Genomic DNA, 19,151 nt, shown 5'->3' on the forward strand with positions numbered 1-19,151 from the left:
ACGAGGATCGGCCGACTCGACACATTCCTGGGTCGGCATCGCACCTCATGGACAGAGGTTCTAGAACGATGATTCTAGTAACGGGGATCACATTGGGGAAGAGGTTGGCGAAAGCAATCACGAACTGCAGTCACAGGGAGCCGGGAGGGGGGACCGGCCCCCCGTGACAGATCGGGGTGTTCAGCCGAGGCTGGTCTGGTTCAGATGGGCCCGTTCAGATGGGCCCGTTCAGATGGGCCCGTTCAGATGGGCTCTGTCAGGGCGATACCGAAACCGGTGCCCCAGGCGTGGACGGGCCAGTACCAACGACCCGCAACCTTGGGCGTACGACCGGCTGCGACCCGCGCGGCCGCGAAGGTGGCCACCCAGGTCCGGATCTCGTGGGCGGACCCGCCACCCTCGGCGGCCATCCAGTCGTTGGCCCAGAGGTCGACGTCCTCGATGCTGCCCTCGAGGAGGGTGTCGAGGACCAGTCGGTCGAAGTCCTCGTTGAGCGGCTGTTGCCCGACACCCTCGTTCACCTGGGTGCGTGCCGCCTCGATGACGCGACGTTGCCGCTCGGTGCGCTGCTCGGGGGTGTACTCGCGACCATCGATCAGTCGCTCACGCACCTCCGGGGAGGCACCCGCCAACTTCGGCACCGGCGGGTCGTGCGAGAGTCCGCCGGATCCGACGACGAGGACCCGCTCCCCCCACGTGGCGATCTCTCTTCCCATCGCCTCGCCGAAGGCCCGCACTCGACGCATCGGTCCCAAGGGGAGTCCGACCGCGTTGACGAAGACCGGCACCACGGGGCGTTCGTAGTCAGCCCCGAAGAGCATCTCGAGCGTCTGCGTCATGCCGTGGTCGACGTACATCCGCTCCGACTGGGCCACGTCGATGTCGGCCTCCAGCGAGGCCCGCACCAGCCGCCCGGCGTGATCGGCGTCGACCGGCAGGGCGCGCTCCTGCGTGCCCCAGTCACCGATGCTCTGGGCAGCCGAACCGATGCAGAACGGCGGCATCATGTCGTAGAAGACACCGTTGAAGTGGTCAGGTCCGAGGATGACGGTGACGTCCGGGTCGAACGCCTCGATCGCCTCACGCACCTGCGTCACAGCTGCGTCGATCTCACCGAGGACGCCCGGAGGCGGCTCGATCTCGCCGATCAGCGGCGAGTGAGACATCGCGCAGGCGAGGACGGTCACGACTCTTCCGCGACTATCTCGTTGCGCAGCACCCCGAGACCGGTGATCTCGACCTCGACGACGTCGCCGGCGTTGAGCAGGGCCGGCGGGTCCATGAAGAGACCGACGCCACCGGGGGTTCCTGTGACGATGACGTCGCCGGGTGAGAGCGGCGTGAAGGTGGAGATGTGCTCGATCAGGGTCGGGATGTCGAAGCGCATCTTCTCGATGGTGGTCTTCTGGCGGACGTCCCCGTTGACGCGGGTCTCCAGGGTGACGGAGTCCAGATCCTCGATCTCGGAGGCCGGAACGAAGTACGGGCCCATGGCGCCGGTCTTCGGGAAGTTCTTGCCCGGGAACCACTGGGTGGTGGCGCGCTGCCAGTCCCGGACGGTGAAGTCGTTGTAGATGGAGTAGCCGGCGATGACGTCGAATGCATCGGCCGCGGGCACCTTGACCGCAGGCTTGCCGATCACCAGGGCGAGCTCGCCCTCGTAGTCGAACTGCTGGGCGACAGCCGGGATTTCGACCGGGACCCCATGGGCAGTCTGGGTGTCGGCGAAGCGCGGGAAAAGGGTGGGAGAACCGACCTCCGCCTTGCCCGTCTCCTCCTGGTGGGAGCGGTAGTTGACGCCTACGCAGATGATCTTGCCGGGCTCGGGGATGACCGGCAGGAAGGTCACGTCCCGCTCATCGGCCACCGGAGTCAGCCCATCGACCAGTGAGTCGGCCAGCAGGCCAGCGGCAATGGCGTCGCGCAGGGTGGCGGCCACACCTGCACCCGTGGCGCCCAGGTCGTACACCTGACCCCCGACAGAGGCGCCCCACGTGCTCGCGCCGGACAACTGGAAACTCAGGTACTTCACAATGCCTCCTTGGACGAATAATGCATTCTTTAAAAGAGAATACGTGAAAAGCAGCACACGTCAAGAGGTTGCCGTGACCTGCGTCACCGCCGCTCCCCCGCACGCTGCAGACTCTCTGCATGGCCTGGCAACTGCGTCCCTGCGTGGACGGGGACGCGCACTGGATCGCTGAGCTGCGCGCCGACGTCATGCGGCCCGACCTCGAGCGACTGGGCCGGTTCGATCCCGAGCGCGTGCGGCGGCGTTTTCTCGCCGGGTTCGACGCTTCGTCGACGCACGTCATCGAGGTGGCGACGAAGCCTGTCGGTTGCATTGCGGTACGGCGAACGCCCGACGCGCACCGGCTCGAACACTTCTACCTCGATGCGACCCTCCAGGGGCAAGGCATCGGGACGGCAGTTCTTTCCCACGTGCTGGCGGAACACGGACCGTCCGCGACCTTCCGCCTCAACGTCCTCAGCGGAAGTCCGGCCCAGCGGCTGTACGCGCGCCATTCGTTCACGATCGAGCGCGAGGACCCGATCGACGTCTACATGGTGCGCGCGCCCAGGCCTTGACCGGCGGGATCGGAGAACCCACCGCAGCGGGCGCACGGAGATCTGCTGGCCCAACTTCCGGAACGGCAGCCATGAGTGGGGTGAGGTGTCGCACCCTCACCCTCGCCGGTGGAACCTGAGGTCTCCGTTGGTCAACGTGGTCATGTCGCAGCCGGGGTCGTGGGCCCGGTGGTGATGCTTGGAGCACAGAAGGGCTGCGTTCTGAAGATCTGTCACCCCGCCGTGCGACCAGGCGATGAGGTACTGCGCTTCGGACCATGTGCCGGGGATGTGGCAGCCCTCGGTCCTGCAGCTCTTGTCGCGCAGCAACAGTGCGCGGAGCGGAAGACCTGAGACACAACCTCATCGAGCAGGTACTCCAAGCCCATGTGACGACGAGCAGCTGCTTTTGGACGTCACAGGGCGCCCATTCAACAAATCGGCTCCGCCTCCGCAGGTCAGGTGCGACCATTGACGGACGGTCCAGAAGGTGCCGCGTAGAGATCACACCCCCAGAAGTGAGCAAGAGCGACGTGGGCGAAGACGGCCGGTTTCGCACGATGACCCTTTCGCGGTCGCTCGTGTACACCCTCGGCGCCCTCATCACGCTCGGTCTGGTCTGCACCGTCCTGGTGCTGCACCCCGGCAACGACGACAGTTGGCACTCCGACGGCCGGATCGGTGTCCTCACTGCGCTGGTGGCGACGGGGCTCGCTGCGCGTACCGCGCTGCTCACGAGCGGGGCCATGCGCTTCTCCTGGAGCATGCTCGGCATCTACATGGCCATCTACGCCGTGGCGGACGCCCTGTCCACCGGAACCCTCACCGGTACACCGCAGGCCATGCTCTCCGACATCGTGTACCTCATCGCCTTTGTCCCCGCGGGCCTGGGTCTGCTCTGCTATCCCGTCCTCCACCTCGTTGGCGCCATGTGGCGACCGTTGCTCATCGACGCCGCCCTGTTGGTCGTGTCGATCACCTTCGTCACCTACACGCTCGTGCTGCGGCGGGCCTACGAGTCGGACCTGCCGGTCGTGGACGAGGCCCTGCTCAGCATCTACCCCCTCATCTCTGCCTGGTGTGCGGCGCTGATGCTGCTGGTACTGGTGCGCAGCGAGGGCGCGCCCAGGCCCGACGCGGTGCTGCTGGGGATGGCGTACGTCGTCTACTCCTTCGCGGACAACGGCTATGTGTTCCTGACGGCCCGCGGCACAGATCTGACGGGCACGTGGGCTGACGTCGGCTACACCTTGGCGCCTTTGATGCTCGCCGCCTCAGCTGCGGTGGCCGTCCATGTGCCGACTCCACGGAGAGAGCTGCGCCGCAACCTGCCCGGCTCGGTGAGGCCCGTGGTGGCTGACCTCTTCGGTCTCGGCGCGCTGGCACTCGCCACTCTGATCGGTCCTCGTGACCAGGTCTCCACCGTGTTGGCCGTCGCCACCGTCATCACCCTGGGCGTACGTCAGGTCACCCTGACGAGCGCTTCCTGGCAGCTGCGTGGGGAGCTGGAGCGTCGTATCGACGAGCGCACCCGGGAGATGGAGGAGCTCACCGCTCACTACGAACGCCTCGACGCTCTCAAGCGGGAGTTCATCACCGCAACCAGCCACGAGTTGCGTACGCCGCTCGCCGCGATCCGCGGGGCCCTGGAGATGCTCGAGGACGGCGACGCCGGCCAGCTCCCACCTCTCGCCCTACGGATGGTCTCCACGGCCACCAGGGGCAGCGAGCGACTCTCCAGGCTGGTCAACGACATCATCGACCTGGAGAAGCTCGATGGCGGAGTGTTCGTCACGGACCCCAGCGTCCAGTCGGTGAATGCCCTGGTGACCGAAGCGGTACAGACCCTCTCCCCGTTGGCCGCGCAGCAGGACATCGACGTGCACACCCAGCTGGACGATTCGTACGCGTGGTGCGAGCCCGACCCGATCGTGCAGGTGCTGATCAACCTGCTCGGCAACGCGCTGAAGTTCTCCGAGAATCGCACCACGGTGACGGTCCGGGCCCGGCGTCAGGGCGGCGAAGTCGTGTTCTCGGTCCACGACCAAGGCCGTGGCATCCCCAGCAACCAACTGGAATCAATCTTCGCGCGCTTCCACCAGATCGAGGAGGACGACAGTCGGCAGAAGGGCGGCGCGGGTCTGGGACTGTCCATCTCCCAGTTGATCGTGCACAACCACGGCGGGCGGATCTGGGCAGAGAGCGACGGCGACGGGTCGACGTTCTGGTTCACCCTGCCTGCTGCGGACCCCACTGCGCACGCCCCCGCTCGCAAGGTCCGCGGCGTGACGCTGACCCCCTGAGCACTGCGCCGACTGCGCGCCGCCGACACCACGGCACCACGGTGCCCCGACACCAAGGCGCCCCGGTGCAGAGCACACTCCTGGGAGGGTTCGTCACGACGGCGCCAGACTCGCCGTCTCCCTGGCGATCTCCGACTCTTCGGAGGCCTTGATCACCACGGTGCGCGCAGTTGCCTCGGGGCCACTGATGTCGGTGTCGCCGTGCGCGGACTCGTTTGCCGGGTGGTCGATGCGGACGCCGAGGTGTTCCAGTCCGGTCGCCATGTCGCGTCGCAGCCGGCTGGAGTGTTCCCCGATGCCTCCGGTCACCACGAGCAGGTCGAGCCCTTCGGCGCTCGCGGCCATCGCTCCGATCTCCCGGCGGAGGTGATGGACGAAGACGTCGTAGGCCAGCGCCGCGTCCTGGTTGCCGTTGTCGCGCTCCGCGAGGACGTCGCGCAGGTCGCCACTGGTCCCCGACAGTCCCTTCATCCCGGAGTGGTGCTCGAGGACGTCACGCAGGTGCGTGGGTGTCAGGTCCGCGTTCTGGAGGAGCCAGAGCACCATGCCGGGGTCAACAGATCCGGAGCGGGTGACCATCACCAGGCCTGCCAGCGGCGTGAATCCCATGGTGGTGTCGACCGAGTGGCCGTGCCGGACCGCCGCCAGGGATGCCCCGGCGCCGAGGTGACAGGAGACGACGCGCATCTCGCGGAGATCACGTCCCAGCACCTCCGCGGCGCGGCGTACGGCGTAGGCGTGACTCAGTCCGTGGAACCCGTAGCGACGCAACTGCCATCGCTCGTTCCACTCCTTGGGCAGGGCGTACGTGCTCGCAGCCGGAGGCAGGCTCGCATGGAAGGCGGTGTCGAAGCAGGCCACCGCCGGGGTGCCCGGCAGGAGCTTCGCGACCTCGCGGATCGCGGCTGTGGCACGGGGGTTGTGCAACGGCGCGAGGTTGGTGATCGAGTCGAGGTAGTCGAGCACCTCGTCGTCGACCAGGACGGGTTCGGTGAAGCGTGGTCCGCCGTGGACGACGCGGTGACCCACCATGTCAGGGGTCGGGTTCTCCTCGAGGAAGTCCCGGATCGGCGCGCCGTGACCACCGCCTTCCCACCTCTCGACCGTGGTGGCGGCCACCTCGCGCTCACCGTCGCGTACGGAGAGCTTCAGACTGCTGGAGCCAGCGTTGACGACCAGGATCCGCACGCCCTCAGCCCTTCGGGTTGTTCTGAGCAGGATCCGACGTCCCTGTCCGGGGTCCAGCATCCGGCTGCCACTGCCAGCCGCGTATCTCCGGCAGGTCCTCGCCGTGGCTGCGGATGTACATCCTGTGCTCGATCAGCTTGTCCCGAATGGCCTCGCGGACCGGTCCCCCGACGGTCTGCAGGCGGGGTACGCGGTCGATCACGTCCATGGCCAGGTTGAAGCGATCGACCTGGTTGAGCACAGTCATGTCGAACGGCGTGGTCGTGGTGCCCTCCTCCTTGTAACCGCGGACGTGGATGTTGTCGTGGTTGCGCCGCCGGTAGGTCAACCGGTGGATGAGCGTGGGGTACCCGTGGTAGGCGAAGATGACCGGCTTGTCCTGGGTGAACACTGAGTCGAAGGCGTGATCGGAGAGACCGTGGGGGTGCTCCCGGGCGTCCTGGAGACGCATCAGGTCCACCACGTTGACGAATCGGATGGCGAGGTCGGGGAAGAACCCACGCAACAACTTCACCGCCGCCAGGGCCTCCATCGTCGGGACGTCGCCTGCGCACCCGAGCACCACGTCGGGTTCCTGGTCGGGGTGGGTGCTGGCCCACTCCCAGATCCCGATGCCCTTGGTGCAGTGGACGATCGCCTCGTCCATCGTGAGGTACTGCAGGCCCGGTTGCTTGCCGGCGACGATCACGTTGACGTACTGGCGGGTGCGCAGGCAGTGGTCGGCCACGGAGAGCAACGTGTTGGCGTCCGGCGGGCAGTAGACGCGGATGACGTCCGACTTCTTGTTGACCACGTGGTCCACGAAGCCCGGGTCCTGGTGGGAGAAGCCGTTGTGGTCCTGGCGCCACACGTGCGAGGTGAGCAGGTAGTTCAGCGACGCGATCGGTCTGCGCCAGGCGATGTCGTTGCTGACCTTGAGCCACTTGGCGTGCTGGTTGAACATCGAGTCGACGAGGTGGATGAAGGCTTCGTAACAGGAGAAGAGTCCGTGCCGGCCGGTCAGGAGATAGCCCTCCAGCCAGCCCTCGCACGTGTGCTCGGAGAGGATCTCCATCACCCGGCCGTCGACGGCCAGGTCGTCGTCGGTGGGAAGCATCTCGGCGTTCCAGGCGCGCCCGGTGACGTCGAGGACGTCCTGCAACCGGTTGGAGTTGTTCTCGTCCGGGGAGAAGAGCCGGAAGCGGTCCATGTTGGCGGCCATCACGTCTCGCAGGAACCCGCCCAGCACCTTGGTCGCCGGCACCGCGCCGGTGCCCGGGGCCGCCACCTCGACCGCGTACGAGCCGAAGTCGGGCATGTCCAGGTCGCGCAGCAGCAGCCCACCGTTGGCATGGGGGGTGGCACTCATCCGCCGGTCGCCGACGGGATGCAGGTCGGCGATCTCCTCGATCGGAGCGCCGTCGTCGGTGAAGAGCTCCTCGGGTCGGTAGCTGCGCATCCACTTCTCGAGGACAGCCCGGTGCGCGTCGTCCTCACGGGCGCGGGAGAACGGCACCTGGTGGGACCGCCAGGAGCCCTCGACCTGGCGTCCGTCGACCGTCTCGGGCCCGGTCCACCCCTTGGGTGAGCGCAGCACGATCATCGGCCACGGACGTCGTGCGACCGGTTGCCTCCGAGACGTACGCGCCTCGTGCTGGATGTCGGCGATTTCGTCGAGGCAGTGGTCGAGGGTGGCGGCGAAGGCCTGGTGCATCTGGTCGGGATCGGACCCCTCGACCAGGTAGGGAGCATGCCCGTAGCCGCGGAGCAGGGAGGTGAGTTCGTCGCTGGGGATGCGAGCCAGGATCGTGGGGTTGGCGATCTTGTAGCCGTTGAGGTGCAGGATCGGCAGGACGGCACCGTCGCGGCGCGGGTCCACGAACTTGGTGGAGTGCCAGCTCGCGGCCAGGGGTCCGGTCTCCGCCTCCCCGTCCCCCACCACTGCCGCGACCACGAGGTCGGGGTTGTCGAAGGCAGCACCGTAGGCGTGGGACAACGCGTACCCCAGCTCGCCGCCCTCGTGGATCGAGCCGGGCGTCTCGGGGGCCACGTGGCTCGGGATCCCGCCGGGGAAGGAGAACTGTCTGAACAGTCGATGCATCCCGGCCAGGTCCCGGCTGATGTCCGGGTAGACCTCGCTGTACGTCCCCTCGAGCCACCCTGCCGCCACCGGGCCGGGGCCGCCGTGGCCCGGACCCATCACGTACATCATGTCGAGATCGCGCGCCATGATCGCGCGGTTGAGGTGCGCGTACATGAAGTTCAGGCCCGGCGTCGTGCCCCAGTGGCCCAGCAGGCGCGGTTTGACGTGCTCGGGACGCAGGGGTTCGCGCAGCAGCGGGTTGTCCATCAGGTAGATCTGACCCACCGACAGGTAGTTCGCCGCCCGCCACCACGCGTCGATGCGGTGCAGGTCCTCCCGGTCCAACGGTCGTCCACTGATGGTGCTGGTTGTGACGCTGCGTCCACCCATGCTCCTCGACGCTAGCGGTGAGTCACGTCCGCGTCGAGGGCATCGACGGGTCGTGGCGGGCGGCAGACCCGTCCTGAGGCGTATGGTCGAAACAGTCGCCTCGTGGCGGCGTTGAAGTGGGGGGTAACTGTCATGCCGGTCGACGACACACGGGCCCTGTTGGTGCCCAACGCGATGGTGCTCGGAGCCGGAGTCGGGCTCGCCGTCGGCGCAGCACTGGGTGGCTCGGCCTTCCTTGCACCGGGTCTCGTGGTGGGTGCGAGCGTCGGTCTCGTGCTTGGTGCGGCCGCGGCTGCTCGTCGCTCGCACACGCCTCGTTGACCGCTCGTAGGGTCCGCACGGACGTGCGTCCACCGAGTACGCAGCTGCTCGGCGACCCATCGCTGCTGGACGTTGCCGACGTGGGTCGAGAGCTGGGGGTGGACCCGACCACCGGTCTCTCCGAGCAGGAGGCCGCCCGACGTCTGGCCACCGATGGCGCGAACGAGTTGCGCGGCAGGAAAGCGGTGCCGGCGTGGCGAAAGATCCTCGCCCAGTTCCAGGATCCCCTCATCTACCTGCTGCTCGCCGCAGTCACGATCTCGCTGATCGCCTGGTTCATCGACGGCGCACCGGGCACGCCCATCGATGCCCTCGTCATCGCAGCGATCATCGTGCTGAACGCCGTGCTCGGCTACACCCAGGAGTCCCGGGCCGAGGACGCCGTGGAGGCTCTCGGCACCATGACCGCGGCAGCATCCACCGTCCTGCGGGACGGCGAGCTCCGTACGATTCCTTCCGCGGAGCTGGTGCGGGGCGACGTGCTGGTGCTCGACGAGGGCGCCGCCGTGGGAGCGGACGTACGTCTGCTGAGCGCGAACTCGCTGCGCGTCCAGGAGGCCTCCCTGACGGGGGAGAGCGAGGCAGTCACGAAGGACCCGGCCACTCTGGGGCACCAGGTGCCCCTCGGCGACAGGCTGAACATGGCGTTCAAGGGCACCGCCGTGGCCCAGGGCAACGGACGCGGGATCGTCACCGGCGTCGGGATGGACACCGAGGTCGGTGCCATCGCGGAGATGCTGGACGCCACCGTCGAGGAACCCACTCCTCTGCAGGATGAAGTGGCCGGCATCAGCAAGATGCTCGGGACCGCGGTCGTCGTCATTGCTCTCGTCGTGATGCTCACGATCATCCTGGTCAACGGCGTCACCGAGGCGAGCGACCTGGTGATCGTGCTGTTGCTGGGGGTCTCCCTCGCGGTCGCCGCAGTGCCCGAGGGCCTGCCGACGATCTTGTCGGTCGTGCTGGCCATCGGTGTGCAACGGATGGCCAAGCGCAACGCCGTCGTCAAGAAGCTCAGCTCGGTGGAGGCGCTGGGGTCGGCGTCGGTCATCTGCACGGACAAGACCGGCACCCTCACCCGGAACGAGATGACGATCCAGCGGATCGTCACGGCGTCGGGGACCGCCGAGGTGAGTGGGGTCGGGTACAGACCGGACGGCAAGGTGAGCAGTGCTGCAGGCCCGCTCGTCGACGCTCACCTGCATGAGGCGCGGCTTCTTCTCGCGGCAGGCTCGCTCGCCAATGACGCACAGCTGAGCGAGCGGGCCGGCGCCTGGGAGATCGTCGGGGATCCGACCGAGGCTGCGTTCCTCGTCGCGGCCCGCAAGCTCGAGGGCACCACCGAGCGCATGAGCCGCTTCGAGCGCCGTGGCGAGATTCCCTTCACCTCCCAACGCAAGATGATGTCGACCCTGCACCAGGAATCGACCGACGGCACCCACGTCCTGCTCAGCAAGGGTGCGCCTGACGTACTCCTGTCCCACTGCACCAGGCAGCAGGTCGGGCGCGAGACCGTCCCGCTCACCGAGGAGATCCGGGCCGAGCTCCTCGCCCAGGTCGAGAGCCTCTCCGCCGACGCGTTCCGCACCCTCGGAGTCGCCTACCGCAAGGCGAGCGACCACTCCCGCGACGGTGACGTCGAGATCGACGAATCCTGGGAACAGGACCTGGTCTACGTGGGGGGGCGTCGGCATCATCGACCCCGCGCGCTCCGAGGTGGCCGGAGCCATCGCGGAAGCACGTCGAGCCGGCATTCGCGTCATCATGATCACCGGAGACCATCCGGCCACCGCGAGCCGCATCGCGACCGACCTCGGGATCATCGAGGCTGGCGGCCGCGCCGTGACCGGTGTCGAGTTGGACACCCTCGACGACGCAGAACTGCGTGCCCTCACGCGTGAGGTCTCCGTCTATGCCCGGGTTGCGCCACAGCACAAGCTCAGGCTCGTCGACTCGCTGCAGTCCGACGGGCAGATCGTGTCCATGACCGGCGACGGGGTCAACGACGCGCCTGCGCTCAAGTCAGCCGACATCGGCGTTGCGATGGGCATCACCGGGACCGAGGTCACCAAAGAGGCCGCGCGGATGATCCTCGCCGACGACAACTTCGCCACGATCGTCGCTGCCGTGCGTCAGGGTCGCGTCATCTTCCAGAACATCCAGAAGTTCCTGCGGTACCTGCTGTCGTCCAACGTGGGCGAGGTGCTCACTGTCTTCCTCGGCGTCGTCCTGGCCGGGGTGATCGGCCTCAACGAGGCCAGCGACGGGTCCGCGGTCGTGCTGCCGTTGCTGGCCACCCAGATCCTCTGGATCAACCTCATCACCGACTCGACACCTGCCCTCGCCATGGGGATCGATCCAGAGATCGACGACGTGATGGCAAGGGCACCTCGCAAGATGACGGACCGGGCCATCGACGCCCGGATGTGGAGAGGCATCGTGTCCATCGGCCTGGTCATGGCCCTCTCGACCCTCTTCGCGATCGACCTGTTCCTGCCCGGCGGCCTCGTCGCGGGCAGTCAGTCGCTCGACGTCGCCCGCACCGCGGGTTTCACCACCCTCGTCCTCGCACAACTCTTCAACTCCCTCAATGCGCGGTCGGAGACATCGAGCGCCTTCCACGGCCTCTTCGCCAACAAGTGGCTGTGGGGCGCGATCGGTCTCGGGGTGGCCCTACAGGTCGCGGTCGTCGAGACGCCGTTCCTCCAGGTCGCCTTTGGTACGGCATCCATGGACCTGACCCAGTGGGCCGCGTGCGTCGCACTCGGCTCGGTCGTGCTCTGGTACGACGAACTCCGCAAACTGCTGCTGCGACTGAACGATCGCCGTTGACGCATGCTGCTCGGACTGGGGCACGCCCCGCCTGGGCGCTCGTCACTGCGCCAGCCCCCTCACCGACCACGCCGCAACAGCAGCGGGCTCACTGTCAACTCCACGCCTGCAGTGATCCAGGCCGCGGTCGTCACTCCCTGCGGCTCGAAGACCAGGCCGAGCCCCAGAACCACCAGCACTGCCGCGAGCACGCCGTACTCCTTCATCCCGTAGAGGAAGATGAAGGGCAGGTAGTGGGCGCCGACCATGCACGCCGCGAACGGGAAGAACCACTCTGGGCGCTCCGAGAAGACCAGCGCGGCCAGGATCACCCCGATGGGCACGATGAAGGCGGCCTGCATCGCCAGGCCGATCATCGGGTGGCCGCTGGGCAGAGCCGCCGGGCCGCCCAGCAGCCGCAGGACCAGGGACCCGATGGGGAAGATCAACGCGCCACCGACGAAGAGCACGACCACGGCGAGATCCATGTCGACCCACTGCCCGATCGCTGCGGCCACGGCCCACACGACCGCTGAGACCAAGGCGCCCACCCCACCGCCGCGATAGATGGTGCGTACGTCCTGCTGCGCTTGTGCGATCTCCATGCTGGCCGTCCGACGTCGCGAGGTGGGACTCGCGGTGGGCGAGTCTCACGGTGAGTGGCACCGAGGCCACCTGAATGTGCAACGTACCGCGCCACACCGCGGCGTTTAACGCGCGACAGCGATAGGGAGGAGAGTGGTGGAGAAGGGACTGGTCAGCATGGGCACTGTTCTCCGTTGGATCCTGGTCGCGGTGCTGGTGGGCCACGGGCTCATCCATCTGCTCGGCGTCGCGAAGGGGTTCGGGTGGGCGAGCGTTCCCCAGCTCAAGGGCCCCATTGAGGCCCGGACCGGTGTCCTGTGGTTGCTGGCGGCGGCCCTCGTCCTCACCACGGCCGTCCTGATCGCCTTCGGAGCACCCACGTGGTGGTGGTCGGTCGCCGCGACGGGCGCGGTGGTGTCCCAGGTCGCCATCGGAACCTCGTGGAGCGATGCGAAAATGGGCACGATCATCAACGTGCTGCTCGCGTTGGTCGCGGCGTACGGGTTCCTGTCGGTGGGGCCGACCAGTTTTCACGCCGCGTGGGACGAGCAGGCGACCCAAGCCCTTGCGGACGCCGACGCGGCACCGTCGGTGCTGGCCGAGGAAGATCTCGTCGGCTTGCCCGACCCCCTGGCGCACTACATTCGCCGCTCAGGAGCTGTCGGCAAACCCCGGGTCACCAGCCTGCACGCCGACTTCCGCGGCCGCATTCGCAGCGGCCCGGACGCAGCGTGGATGCCCTTCACCGGCAAGCAGGTCAACACCTTCGGGGAGCGACCGGAGCGCCTGTTTCTCATGGACGCGACCCGGTCCGGACTTCCGGTCACGGTCCTGCACGTGTACGCCGAGGCGACTGCCACGATGCGAGCCAAGGTCCTCTCGTTGGTCACCGTCGTGGATGCCTCCGGCGCCGAGATGGACCGGGGCGAGACCGTCACGGTCTTCAACGAACTCGTCCTCCTGGCGCCAGGGGCGATCGTTGATGCACCCGTCCGATGGACGTCCGTGGACGCGAACCGCGTGCGGGGAGTCCTCACCCTCGGCGCCCAGACGGTTTCGGCCGAGCTGACGTTCGACGCCGCCGGCGACCTCGTCGACTTCGTCTCCGAGGATCGTCTGCGCGCCTCGGAGGACGGGAAGTCCTTCTTGCGACAGACGTGGGCAACTCCCCTGTCGGGGTATCGGAACAGCGACGGGCGTCGTCTGCTCACCACGGGCGAGGGACGGTGGCAGGACCCAGAGGGCTGGTTCACCTACATCGAACTCGAGTTCGACGAGATCCGTTACAACATCCCCGCCGACGCCTTGTCGTGACGCACGCCGGCATGGGCGAGCCGAGGGCGACAGCACACGCGACCGCCTGATCGGCACCGACCCCACCCAGGGCCTCTCGGGCCAGCGCGATGGCCTTCTCCATGTCGGCGGCGTTGGCTGCAACCAGAGCAGCGTTCGGACGATCGGACTCACCGATGCTGGCCAACGCCAGGGCCTTGGCTCCGGCAGTGATCTGCTCGATCTGTGAGCTCGACGCAGACTCCGTGCGCAGCAACACTGCGGCCAACGGGCTGACCTCTTCCCCACCCCACCGCGTTTGCCATGGACGCATCGAAACGGGTCAGTGCGTTGGCCGCCTCGGCGGCCTTCGTCGCGACATCGCCAACGAAGCACTTTGTACGCTTCTTCCAGACTTGGTTGTCCAGTCCGCGGGCAACCGGACGCAATATGCCCCGGGACTGCGACTCTCCCGTCAGCCCTGCTTGCATTCAAGAGTCACCGTAGGAGGACCAGTGCCCGACGTGTCTGATCTCCCGTTCACCACCTCGGAGCAGACCTTCCGTTCCGATGGGACCATGTGCGCAGCTCGGGTCTATCGCCCTGCAGCGGATCCCTCGGCCACGGAAATCCTTCGACCGGTCATCGTGATGGGTCACGGTTTCGGCGGTGTCCGGGCGCTACGGCTCTATGCCTATGCCGAGCGCTTCGTCGCTGCCGGCTACCTGGTCGTGGTCTTCGACTATCGCGGCTTCGGGGAGAGCGAAGGCAGCCCCCGGCAGTTGCTTGACGTCGGCATGCAACTCCAGGACTGGCGGTCTGCGCTGAGCTTTGCTCGCGTGCTGCCGGGTGCCGACCCGGAGCGGCTCATCGCCTGGGGCACCTCGTTCGGTGGCGGGCACGTCATCACCCTGGCCGGGCGGAGCGAGAGGCTCGCTGCCATCATCGCCCAGGTCCCGCACGTCAGCGGTCCCGCAGCCGTGCGGGCGACCGGCTTCGGCCCAGTGACTCGTCTGGTGCGACCAGCAGTGCGCGACCAGGTCGCGGCGTTGCGTCGACGACCTCCTGTCTACGTCGAGGCCGTGGGTGCCCCCGGCACGACCGCAGTCATGACCACCCCAGATGCCGTCCCGGGCCTCGCGCGTCAAATGGACGCATCAGGTCTCGTCGAGGGTGACTACCCCACCTACGTCGCAGCCCGGGTCGCTCTCAAGGTCGGCCTCTACTCGCCAGCCCGGCACGCCAGTCGCGTGAGCTGCCCGGCGCTGGTCCAGATCGCTGCTCACGACGCCGTCACGCCACGTCGAGTCGCCGAGAGGGCCGCCGCCAAGATGTCGCAGTCAACGGTCCATGTCTACGACTGCGGGCACTTCGACCCCTACGTGGAACCACACTTCGACCAGGTCGTGTCCGACCAACTGGCGTTCCTGCGGGCCCACGTCCCGGTCAGCGGCTGAGACTGGCGGGCAGGCAGCGCGTCGGTTCAGACGTTGAAGCGGAACTCCACCACGTCACCGTCGGCCATCACGTAGTCCTTGCCCTCCATGCGGACCTTGCCGGCTTCCTTGGCCTTGGCCATGGTGCCCGCGGCCATCAGGTCGTCGAAGGAGACGATCTCGGCCTTGATGAAGCCCTTCTGGAAGTCGGTGTGGATCACACCGGCTGCCTCGGGAGCCGTGGCGCCCTTGGGGATCGTCCAGGCGCGGGACTCCTTGGGGCCAGCGGTCAGGTAGGTCTGCAGGCCGAGGGTGTCGAAACCGACGCGAGCCAGCACCTCGAGGCCGGGCTCGGTGACGCCGGCCTCGGCGAGGAACTCCGCGGCCTCCTCCTCGTCCAGCTCGACCAGCTCGGACTCGAACTTGGCGTCCAGGAAGATCGCCTCGGCGGGAGCGATCAGCTCACGCATCCTGGTCTTGAGCTCGTCGTCGGCGAGCTCGTCGGCGTCGCAGTTGAAGACGTAGATGAAGGGCTTGGCAGTGAGCAGGGAGAGCTCACGGAGCAGCGCGCGGTCGATCTTGGTGGCGATGATCGGGGTGCCGGACTCCAGCGCCTCCTTCGCCTCCTTGGCCGCCTCCAGGTTCGCGACGAGGTCCTTGACCTTGCGCGACTCCTTCTCCAGCCGGGTGATCGCCTTCTCCACCGTTTCGAGGTCGGCGAAGATCAACTCGGTCTGGATGGTGGTGATGTCGTTGGCGGGATTGACCTCGCCGTCGACGTGGGTGACGTCCTCGTCGCGGAAGACGCGGGTGACCTGACAGATCGCGGAGGACTCACGGATGTGGGCGAGGAACTTGTTGCCCAGGCCCTCCCCCTGGGAGGCGCCGCGGACGATGCCTGCGATGTCGACGAACTCGACCGACGCCGGGAGAATCTTCTCCGACCCGAAGACCTCGGCCAGCTTGGGCAGCCGCTCGTCAGGGACGCCGACCACACCGACGTTCGGCTCGATCGTCGCGAACGGGTAGTTCGCCGCGAGCACGTCGTTCTTGGTCAGGGCATTGAAGAGGGTGGACTTGCCAGCGTTGGGCAGTCCGACGATTCCGATGGTGAGGGCCACGAGCGGTGAGTTTACGGGCGTGGGAGTTTCGCTCCCAATCAACGCTCGGCCCGGCGTCGGCGGCGTGTGAAAAGGTTGCACCGTGACCGAGCCGCAGATCGAAACCCCCCGTGACCCCAGCAATGCGCAGCGTGACCCCAGCGATGCCCTGCGCGAACCCGCGAACCGGGTCAGCCCCCGCGCGGTGACCTATTGGCGCGTACAGGCGATCATCACCACGATCTTCGTGCTCGGCATCGCGTTGGTCATCTACTTCGTGGTGCCCTCACGGCCGTGGTGGGCCACCGCGATCGTCGCCGTGATCGCGCTCTACTCGGCGGCCGAGATATTCGCGATGCCCCAGATCCGTTTCCGGATCCATCGGTGGGAGATCAACGAGATCGCGATCCACACCCGAGAAGGGTGGATCGGTCGAGAGAGCCGGATCGCCCCGTTGAGCCGGGTGCAGACCGTCGACTCCCAGCAGGGTCCGCTGATGCGCTACTTCAAGCTCTCCTCGATCACGGTCACCACTGCCTCGGCTGCCGGCCCGATCACGATCGCTGGCCTCGACCAGGACGACGCTCGCGAACTCGTCGTCACCCTCACCGAGATCACCGCTGCCACCGAGGGCGACGCCACGTGAGCCTCGAGCAGACCCCCGACGTCACCCCACCCGACGAGTCGCCCGAGCCGAGTCCCCAGGACGAGGGCTGGCTGCGGTTGGACAAGCGCAAGCTGCTCCTCGACCCGATCGGCGCAGTGAGGAGTGCGATCTTCCCGATCGCTGCGGTCATCTTCGGCGTCTCCAGCCTGGACGGCATCTGGTGGGTGCTGGCAGCCCCCGTGGTCGTCACGGTGATTGCCCTCTTCGGTCTGATCCCGTGGTTCACGACCACCTACCGGATCACCGCGACCCAGTTCCAGATGCGCAAGGGACTGCTCAACAAGTCCACCTCCACCGCGCCGCTCGACCGGATCCGCAGCGTCGACCTCGAAGCCACCGTGCTCCACCGTCTGCTGGGGATGCGGAAGGTCCAGATCGGTACCGGTGTCGACTCCGAGCGGATCGAGCTGGACGCCGTCACGACAGAGCGGGCCGATGAGTTGCGGGCTCAACTGCTGACTGCTCGCTTGGCCTCGACGAACGCCACCGTGCCAGCGAGCCCAGTTGATCCGACCGATCCTGCGGTACTCGCCGCCCCTTCGGCACTCGCCGCCCCTTCGGTCCTCGCCGACCCTGCCGCGGCCGATGAGTCGTACGACGGTCCGGTCTCGGCGCCGCCCACCCCGAGCGCCCCTCCCAGCACGGAGCAGGTGCTCGCCCGTTTCGACTGGACGTGGGTCCGGTTCGCTCCCTTCAACTTCGCTCGCCTCGCCGTCATCGCTGCCGCCATCGGCGTCCTCTCGCAGTTCGCGGGCGACATCGACGTCGACTACGCCGAGATCGCGGAGTCGACCCGAGCGGCCCTGCGAATCGGTGTGGTGGTGCTCAGCGTCGTCATCGCCCTCTCGCTCCTCGTGGGCTGGCTGATCATCTCCATGGGCGGCTACATGGTGCAGTGGTGGGCACTGCGACTCACCCGCGATGCCGGCATCCTGCGGATGTCCGCCGGCCTGCTGACGACGCGGTCCATCAGCGTCGAGGAGAAGCGCGTCCGCGGCATCGAGCTCGTCGAGCCGCTCCTGATGCGCCCGGTCAACGGCGCCGAGCTCGCCACCCTGGCCACGGGTGTCGGCGACGGGGGGACCACCAAGATCCTTCCGCAGTGCCCCACCGACGTGGCCGTCGCCGTCGCCAGCGACATCCTGGGTGACGCCCACCCCCTGCGCGTCCGTCTCGTCCAGCACGGTTTCGCCGCTCGCCGGCGCCGCCACATCTCCTTCCAGTGGATGTCCCTGATCCTTCTGGTCCTCGGCGCCGTCGGTCACCAGATCGTCCTGCCCATGGCGGAGGCCGAAGGCGAGTTGTGGTGGTTCCTCGCCCCGGGCCTCCTCTGGATCCCGCTCGGCGTGGTCCTGGCGGAGCTGTCGTACGCCCACCTGGGCCACTTCCTGACCGACGACCACCTGGTCGTGGGCCACGGCGCCACGGCACGACGGCGTACGGTCCTCGAGGTCGACGGGATCATCGGCTGGGTCTTCGACCAGAGCTTCTTCCAACGCCGCCTCGGGCTGGTCACCCTGCAGGCGACCACGGCCGCCGGAGCGGAGCAGGTCACGCTCACCGACATTCCTGAGCACCTCGCGGTGAGGCTCGCTGCAGACGCCACCCGGGAGCCGGTCAGGCCTTTCCTGACCGGCCGCGACTAGGCTCGCCGGCGTGCGCATCGCCACCTGGAACGTCAACTCAATCCGTACCCGCATCGACCGTGTCGAGGCCTTCCTGGAGCGCCACGACATCGACGTCCTGGCCGTGCAGGAGACCAAGGCCAAGGTCGAGCAACTCCCGCTCATGGGTCTGGAGTCACGCGGCTACGAGGTCGCTGCGGCCGGCACCAGCCAGTGGAACGGCGTCGCCCTGATCAGCCGCGTGGGCCTGGAGGACGTACAGGTCGGCTTCGACGGCATGCCCGGCTACGGCGACCCGCTCACCGCGGAAGCCCGTGCGATCGGGGCAGTCTGCGGAGGCCTGCGGATCTGGTCCCTCTACGTGCCCAACGGCCGCAAGCCCGACGACCCGCACTACGTCTACAAGCTCGACTGGCTCGGGAGACTCCGCGAGCAGGCCCAGAACTGGCTCGGCGAGGACACCGTCCTGGTCGGCGACTGGAACGTCTGCCCCACCGACGAGGACGTCTTCGACCCCAAGCAGTTCCGCAACTCCACCCACGTCACCCCGCCCGAGCGCGCGGCCTTCCAAGGGTTTCTCGACGACGGCTACGTCGACGTGACGCGTCCGCACACTCCCGGCCCCGACGTCTACACCTACTGGGACTACTACCGCCAACGATTCGAACGGAACCGCGGTCTCCGCATCGACTTCGTCCTCGGCTCCCCCTCGGTCGCCGCCAAAGTGACCCACGCCTTCATCGACGTCGACGAACGCAACCCTGCCTTGGGCACCGGCACACCCTCCGACCACGCCCCGGTCATCGCCGACATCGCGCTCTGA

The 19,151-nt window shown here is 67.5% G+C and carries 16 protein-coding genes and 1 pseudogene; 10 read left to right on the forward strand and 7 right to left on the reverse strand.

Going from position 1 to position 19,151, the window contains the following annotated elements; translation table 11 throughout:
* Positions 1-242 precede the first annotated feature (242 nt).
* Both DNK52_RS03245 and DNK52_RS03250 read right to left on the reverse strand, forming a co-directional pair.
* Positions 243-1,187: a 3-carboxyethylcatechol 2,3-dioxygenase gene (locus DNK52_RS03245; protein WP_110239450.1), complete on the reverse strand. Its 945-nt coding sequence runs from the start codon at positions 1,185-1,187 to the stop codon at positions 243-245.
* Positions 1,184-2,032: a fumarylacetoacetate hydrolase family protein gene (locus DNK52_RS03250; protein ID WP_110239452.1), complete on the reverse strand. Its 849-nt coding sequence runs from the start codon at positions 2,030-2,032 to the stop codon at positions 1,184-1,186. The genes DNK52_RS03245 and DNK52_RS03250 overlap by 4 nt, the downstream gene beginning before the upstream one ends.
* A 119-nt stretch (positions 2,033-2,151) precedes the next feature.
* On the opposite strand from DNK52_RS03250, the gene DNK52_RS03255 reads away from it, so the two are divergent.
* Positions 2,152-2,589 carry a GNAT family N-acetyltransferase gene (locus DNK52_RS03255; protein WP_110239454.1) on the forward strand — a complete coding sequence of 146 codons (438 nt, stop codon included), beginning with the start codon at positions 2,152-2,154 and terminating at the stop codon, positions 2,587-2,589.
* 96 nt (positions 2,590-2,685) lie between these two features.
* Here DNK52_RS03255 and DNK52_RS16495 read toward each other — a convergent pair whose 3' ends face one another.
* Positions 2,686-2,898, reverse strand: coding sequence for an HNH endonuclease (locus DNK52_RS16495; protein ID WP_162598578.1), 213 nt, complete (start codon positions 2,896-2,898; stop codon positions 2,686-2,688).
* Between the two features lie 188 nt (positions 2,899-3,086).
* Between DNK52_RS16495 and DNK52_RS03265 the strand changes: the two genes are divergently transcribed.
* Positions 3,087-4,871, forward strand: coding sequence for a sensor histidine kinase (locus tag DNK52_RS03265; protein WP_162598579.1), 1,785 nt, complete (start codon positions 3,087-3,089; stop codon positions 4,869-4,871).
* Between the two features lie 93 nt (positions 4,872-4,964).
* Here the strand turns inward: DNK52_RS03265 and DNK52_RS03270 are convergent, their stop codons facing one another.
* Positions 4,965-6,059 (reverse strand): acetate/propionate family kinase, encoded by a 1,095-nt coding sequence (locus tag DNK52_RS03270; RefSeq protein WP_239455354.1) that lies wholly within the window; start codon positions 6,057-6,059, stop codon positions 4,965-4,967.
* Between the two features lie 4 nt (positions 6,060-6,063).
* Positions 6,064-8,511 (reverse strand): phosphoketolase family protein, encoded by a 2,448-nt coding sequence (locus tag DNK52_RS03275; RefSeq protein ID WP_110239460.1) that lies wholly within the window; start codon positions 8,509-8,511, stop codon positions 6,064-6,066.
* Positions 8,512-8,643: 132 nt separating this feature from the next.
* Here DNK52_RS03275 and DNK52_RS03280 point away from each other — a divergent pair, with 132 nt between their 5' ends.
* From DNK52_RS03280 to DNK52_RS16250, 3 genes and pseudogenes are all read left to right on the forward strand, one after another.
* The gene (locus tag DNK52_RS03280) at positions 8,644-8,832 is read left to right on the forward strand and encodes a hypothetical protein (RefSeq protein WP_110239462.1); all 189 of its coding nucleotides are present in this window, start codon (positions 8,644-8,646) and stop codon (positions 8,830-8,832) included.
* 98 nt (positions 8,833-8,930) lie between these two features.
* Positions 8,931-10,454, forward strand: a pseudogene (locus DNK52_RS03285) (cation-translocating P-type ATPase); the annotation flags it as partial.
* Positions 10,455-10,548: 94 nt separating this feature from the next.
* On the forward strand, positions 10,549-11,664 hold the full coding sequence (locus DNK52_RS16250; RefSeq protein ID WP_239455355.1) for a cation-translocating P-type ATPase: 1,116 nt from the start codon (positions 10,549-10,551) through the stop codon (positions 11,662-11,664).
* 59 nt (positions 11,665-11,723) lie between these two features.
* Here DNK52_RS16250 and DNK52_RS03290 read toward each other — a convergent pair whose 3' ends face one another.
* Positions 11,724-12,248: a DUF7010 family protein gene (locus DNK52_RS03290; RefSeq protein WP_110239464.1), complete on the reverse strand. Its 525-nt coding sequence runs from the start codon at positions 12,246-12,248 to the stop codon at positions 11,724-11,726.
* Between the two features lie 157 nt (positions 12,249-12,405).
* Here DNK52_RS03290 and DNK52_RS03295 point away from each other — a divergent pair, with 157 nt between their 5' ends.
* Complete coding sequence (locus tag DNK52_RS03295; protein WP_162598580.1) at positions 12,406-13,542, forward strand: DUF6544 family protein; 1,137 nt, start codon at positions 12,406-12,408, stop codon at positions 13,540-13,542.
* A 482-nt stretch (positions 13,543-14,024) separates the two neighbouring features.
* On the forward strand, positions 14,025-14,957 hold the full coding sequence (locus DNK52_RS03300) for an alpha/beta hydrolase (RefSeq protein WP_204163346.1): 933 nt from the start codon (positions 14,025-14,027) through the stop codon (positions 14,955-14,957).
* 26 nt (positions 14,958-14,983) lie between these two features.
* On the opposite strand, the gene ychF is transcribed toward DNK52_RS03300, so the two are convergent.
* Positions 14,984-16,057: a redox-regulated ATPase YchF gene (gene ychF, locus DNK52_RS03305; protein ID WP_110239468.1), complete on the reverse strand. Its 1,074-nt coding sequence runs from the start codon at positions 16,055-16,057 to the stop codon at positions 14,984-14,986.
* Between the two features lie 82 nt (positions 16,058-16,139).
* Here ychF and DNK52_RS03310 point away from each other — a divergent pair, with 82 nt between their 5' ends.
* Genes DNK52_RS03310 through DNK52_RS03320 form a run of 3 tightly spaced genes read left to right on the forward strand, consistent with a single transcriptional unit; the run spans position 16,140 to position 19,151 of the window.
* A complete protein-coding gene (locus DNK52_RS03310; protein WP_239455356.1) occupies positions 16,140-16,682 on the forward strand; it encodes a PH domain-containing protein in 543 nt (180 codons plus the stop codon).
* Positions 16,679-18,349, forward strand: coding sequence for a PH domain-containing protein (locus DNK52_RS03315; protein WP_110239470.1), 1,671 nt, complete (start codon positions 16,679-16,681; stop codon positions 18,347-18,349). The genes DNK52_RS03310 and DNK52_RS03315 overlap by 4 nt, the downstream gene beginning before the upstream one ends.
* Positions 18,350-18,359: 10 nt before the next feature.
* Positions 18,360-19,151, forward strand: coding sequence for an exodeoxyribonuclease III (locus DNK52_RS03320; RefSeq protein ID WP_110239472.1), 792 nt, complete (start codon positions 18,360-18,362; stop codon positions 19,149-19,151).

It is taken from the genome of Nocardioides gilvus (genome assembly GCF_003194605.1).
In the GTDB taxonomy this organism is placed as follows: Bacteria; Actinomycetota; Actinomycetes; order Propionibacteriales; family Nocardioidaceae; genus Nocardioides; species Nocardioides gilvus.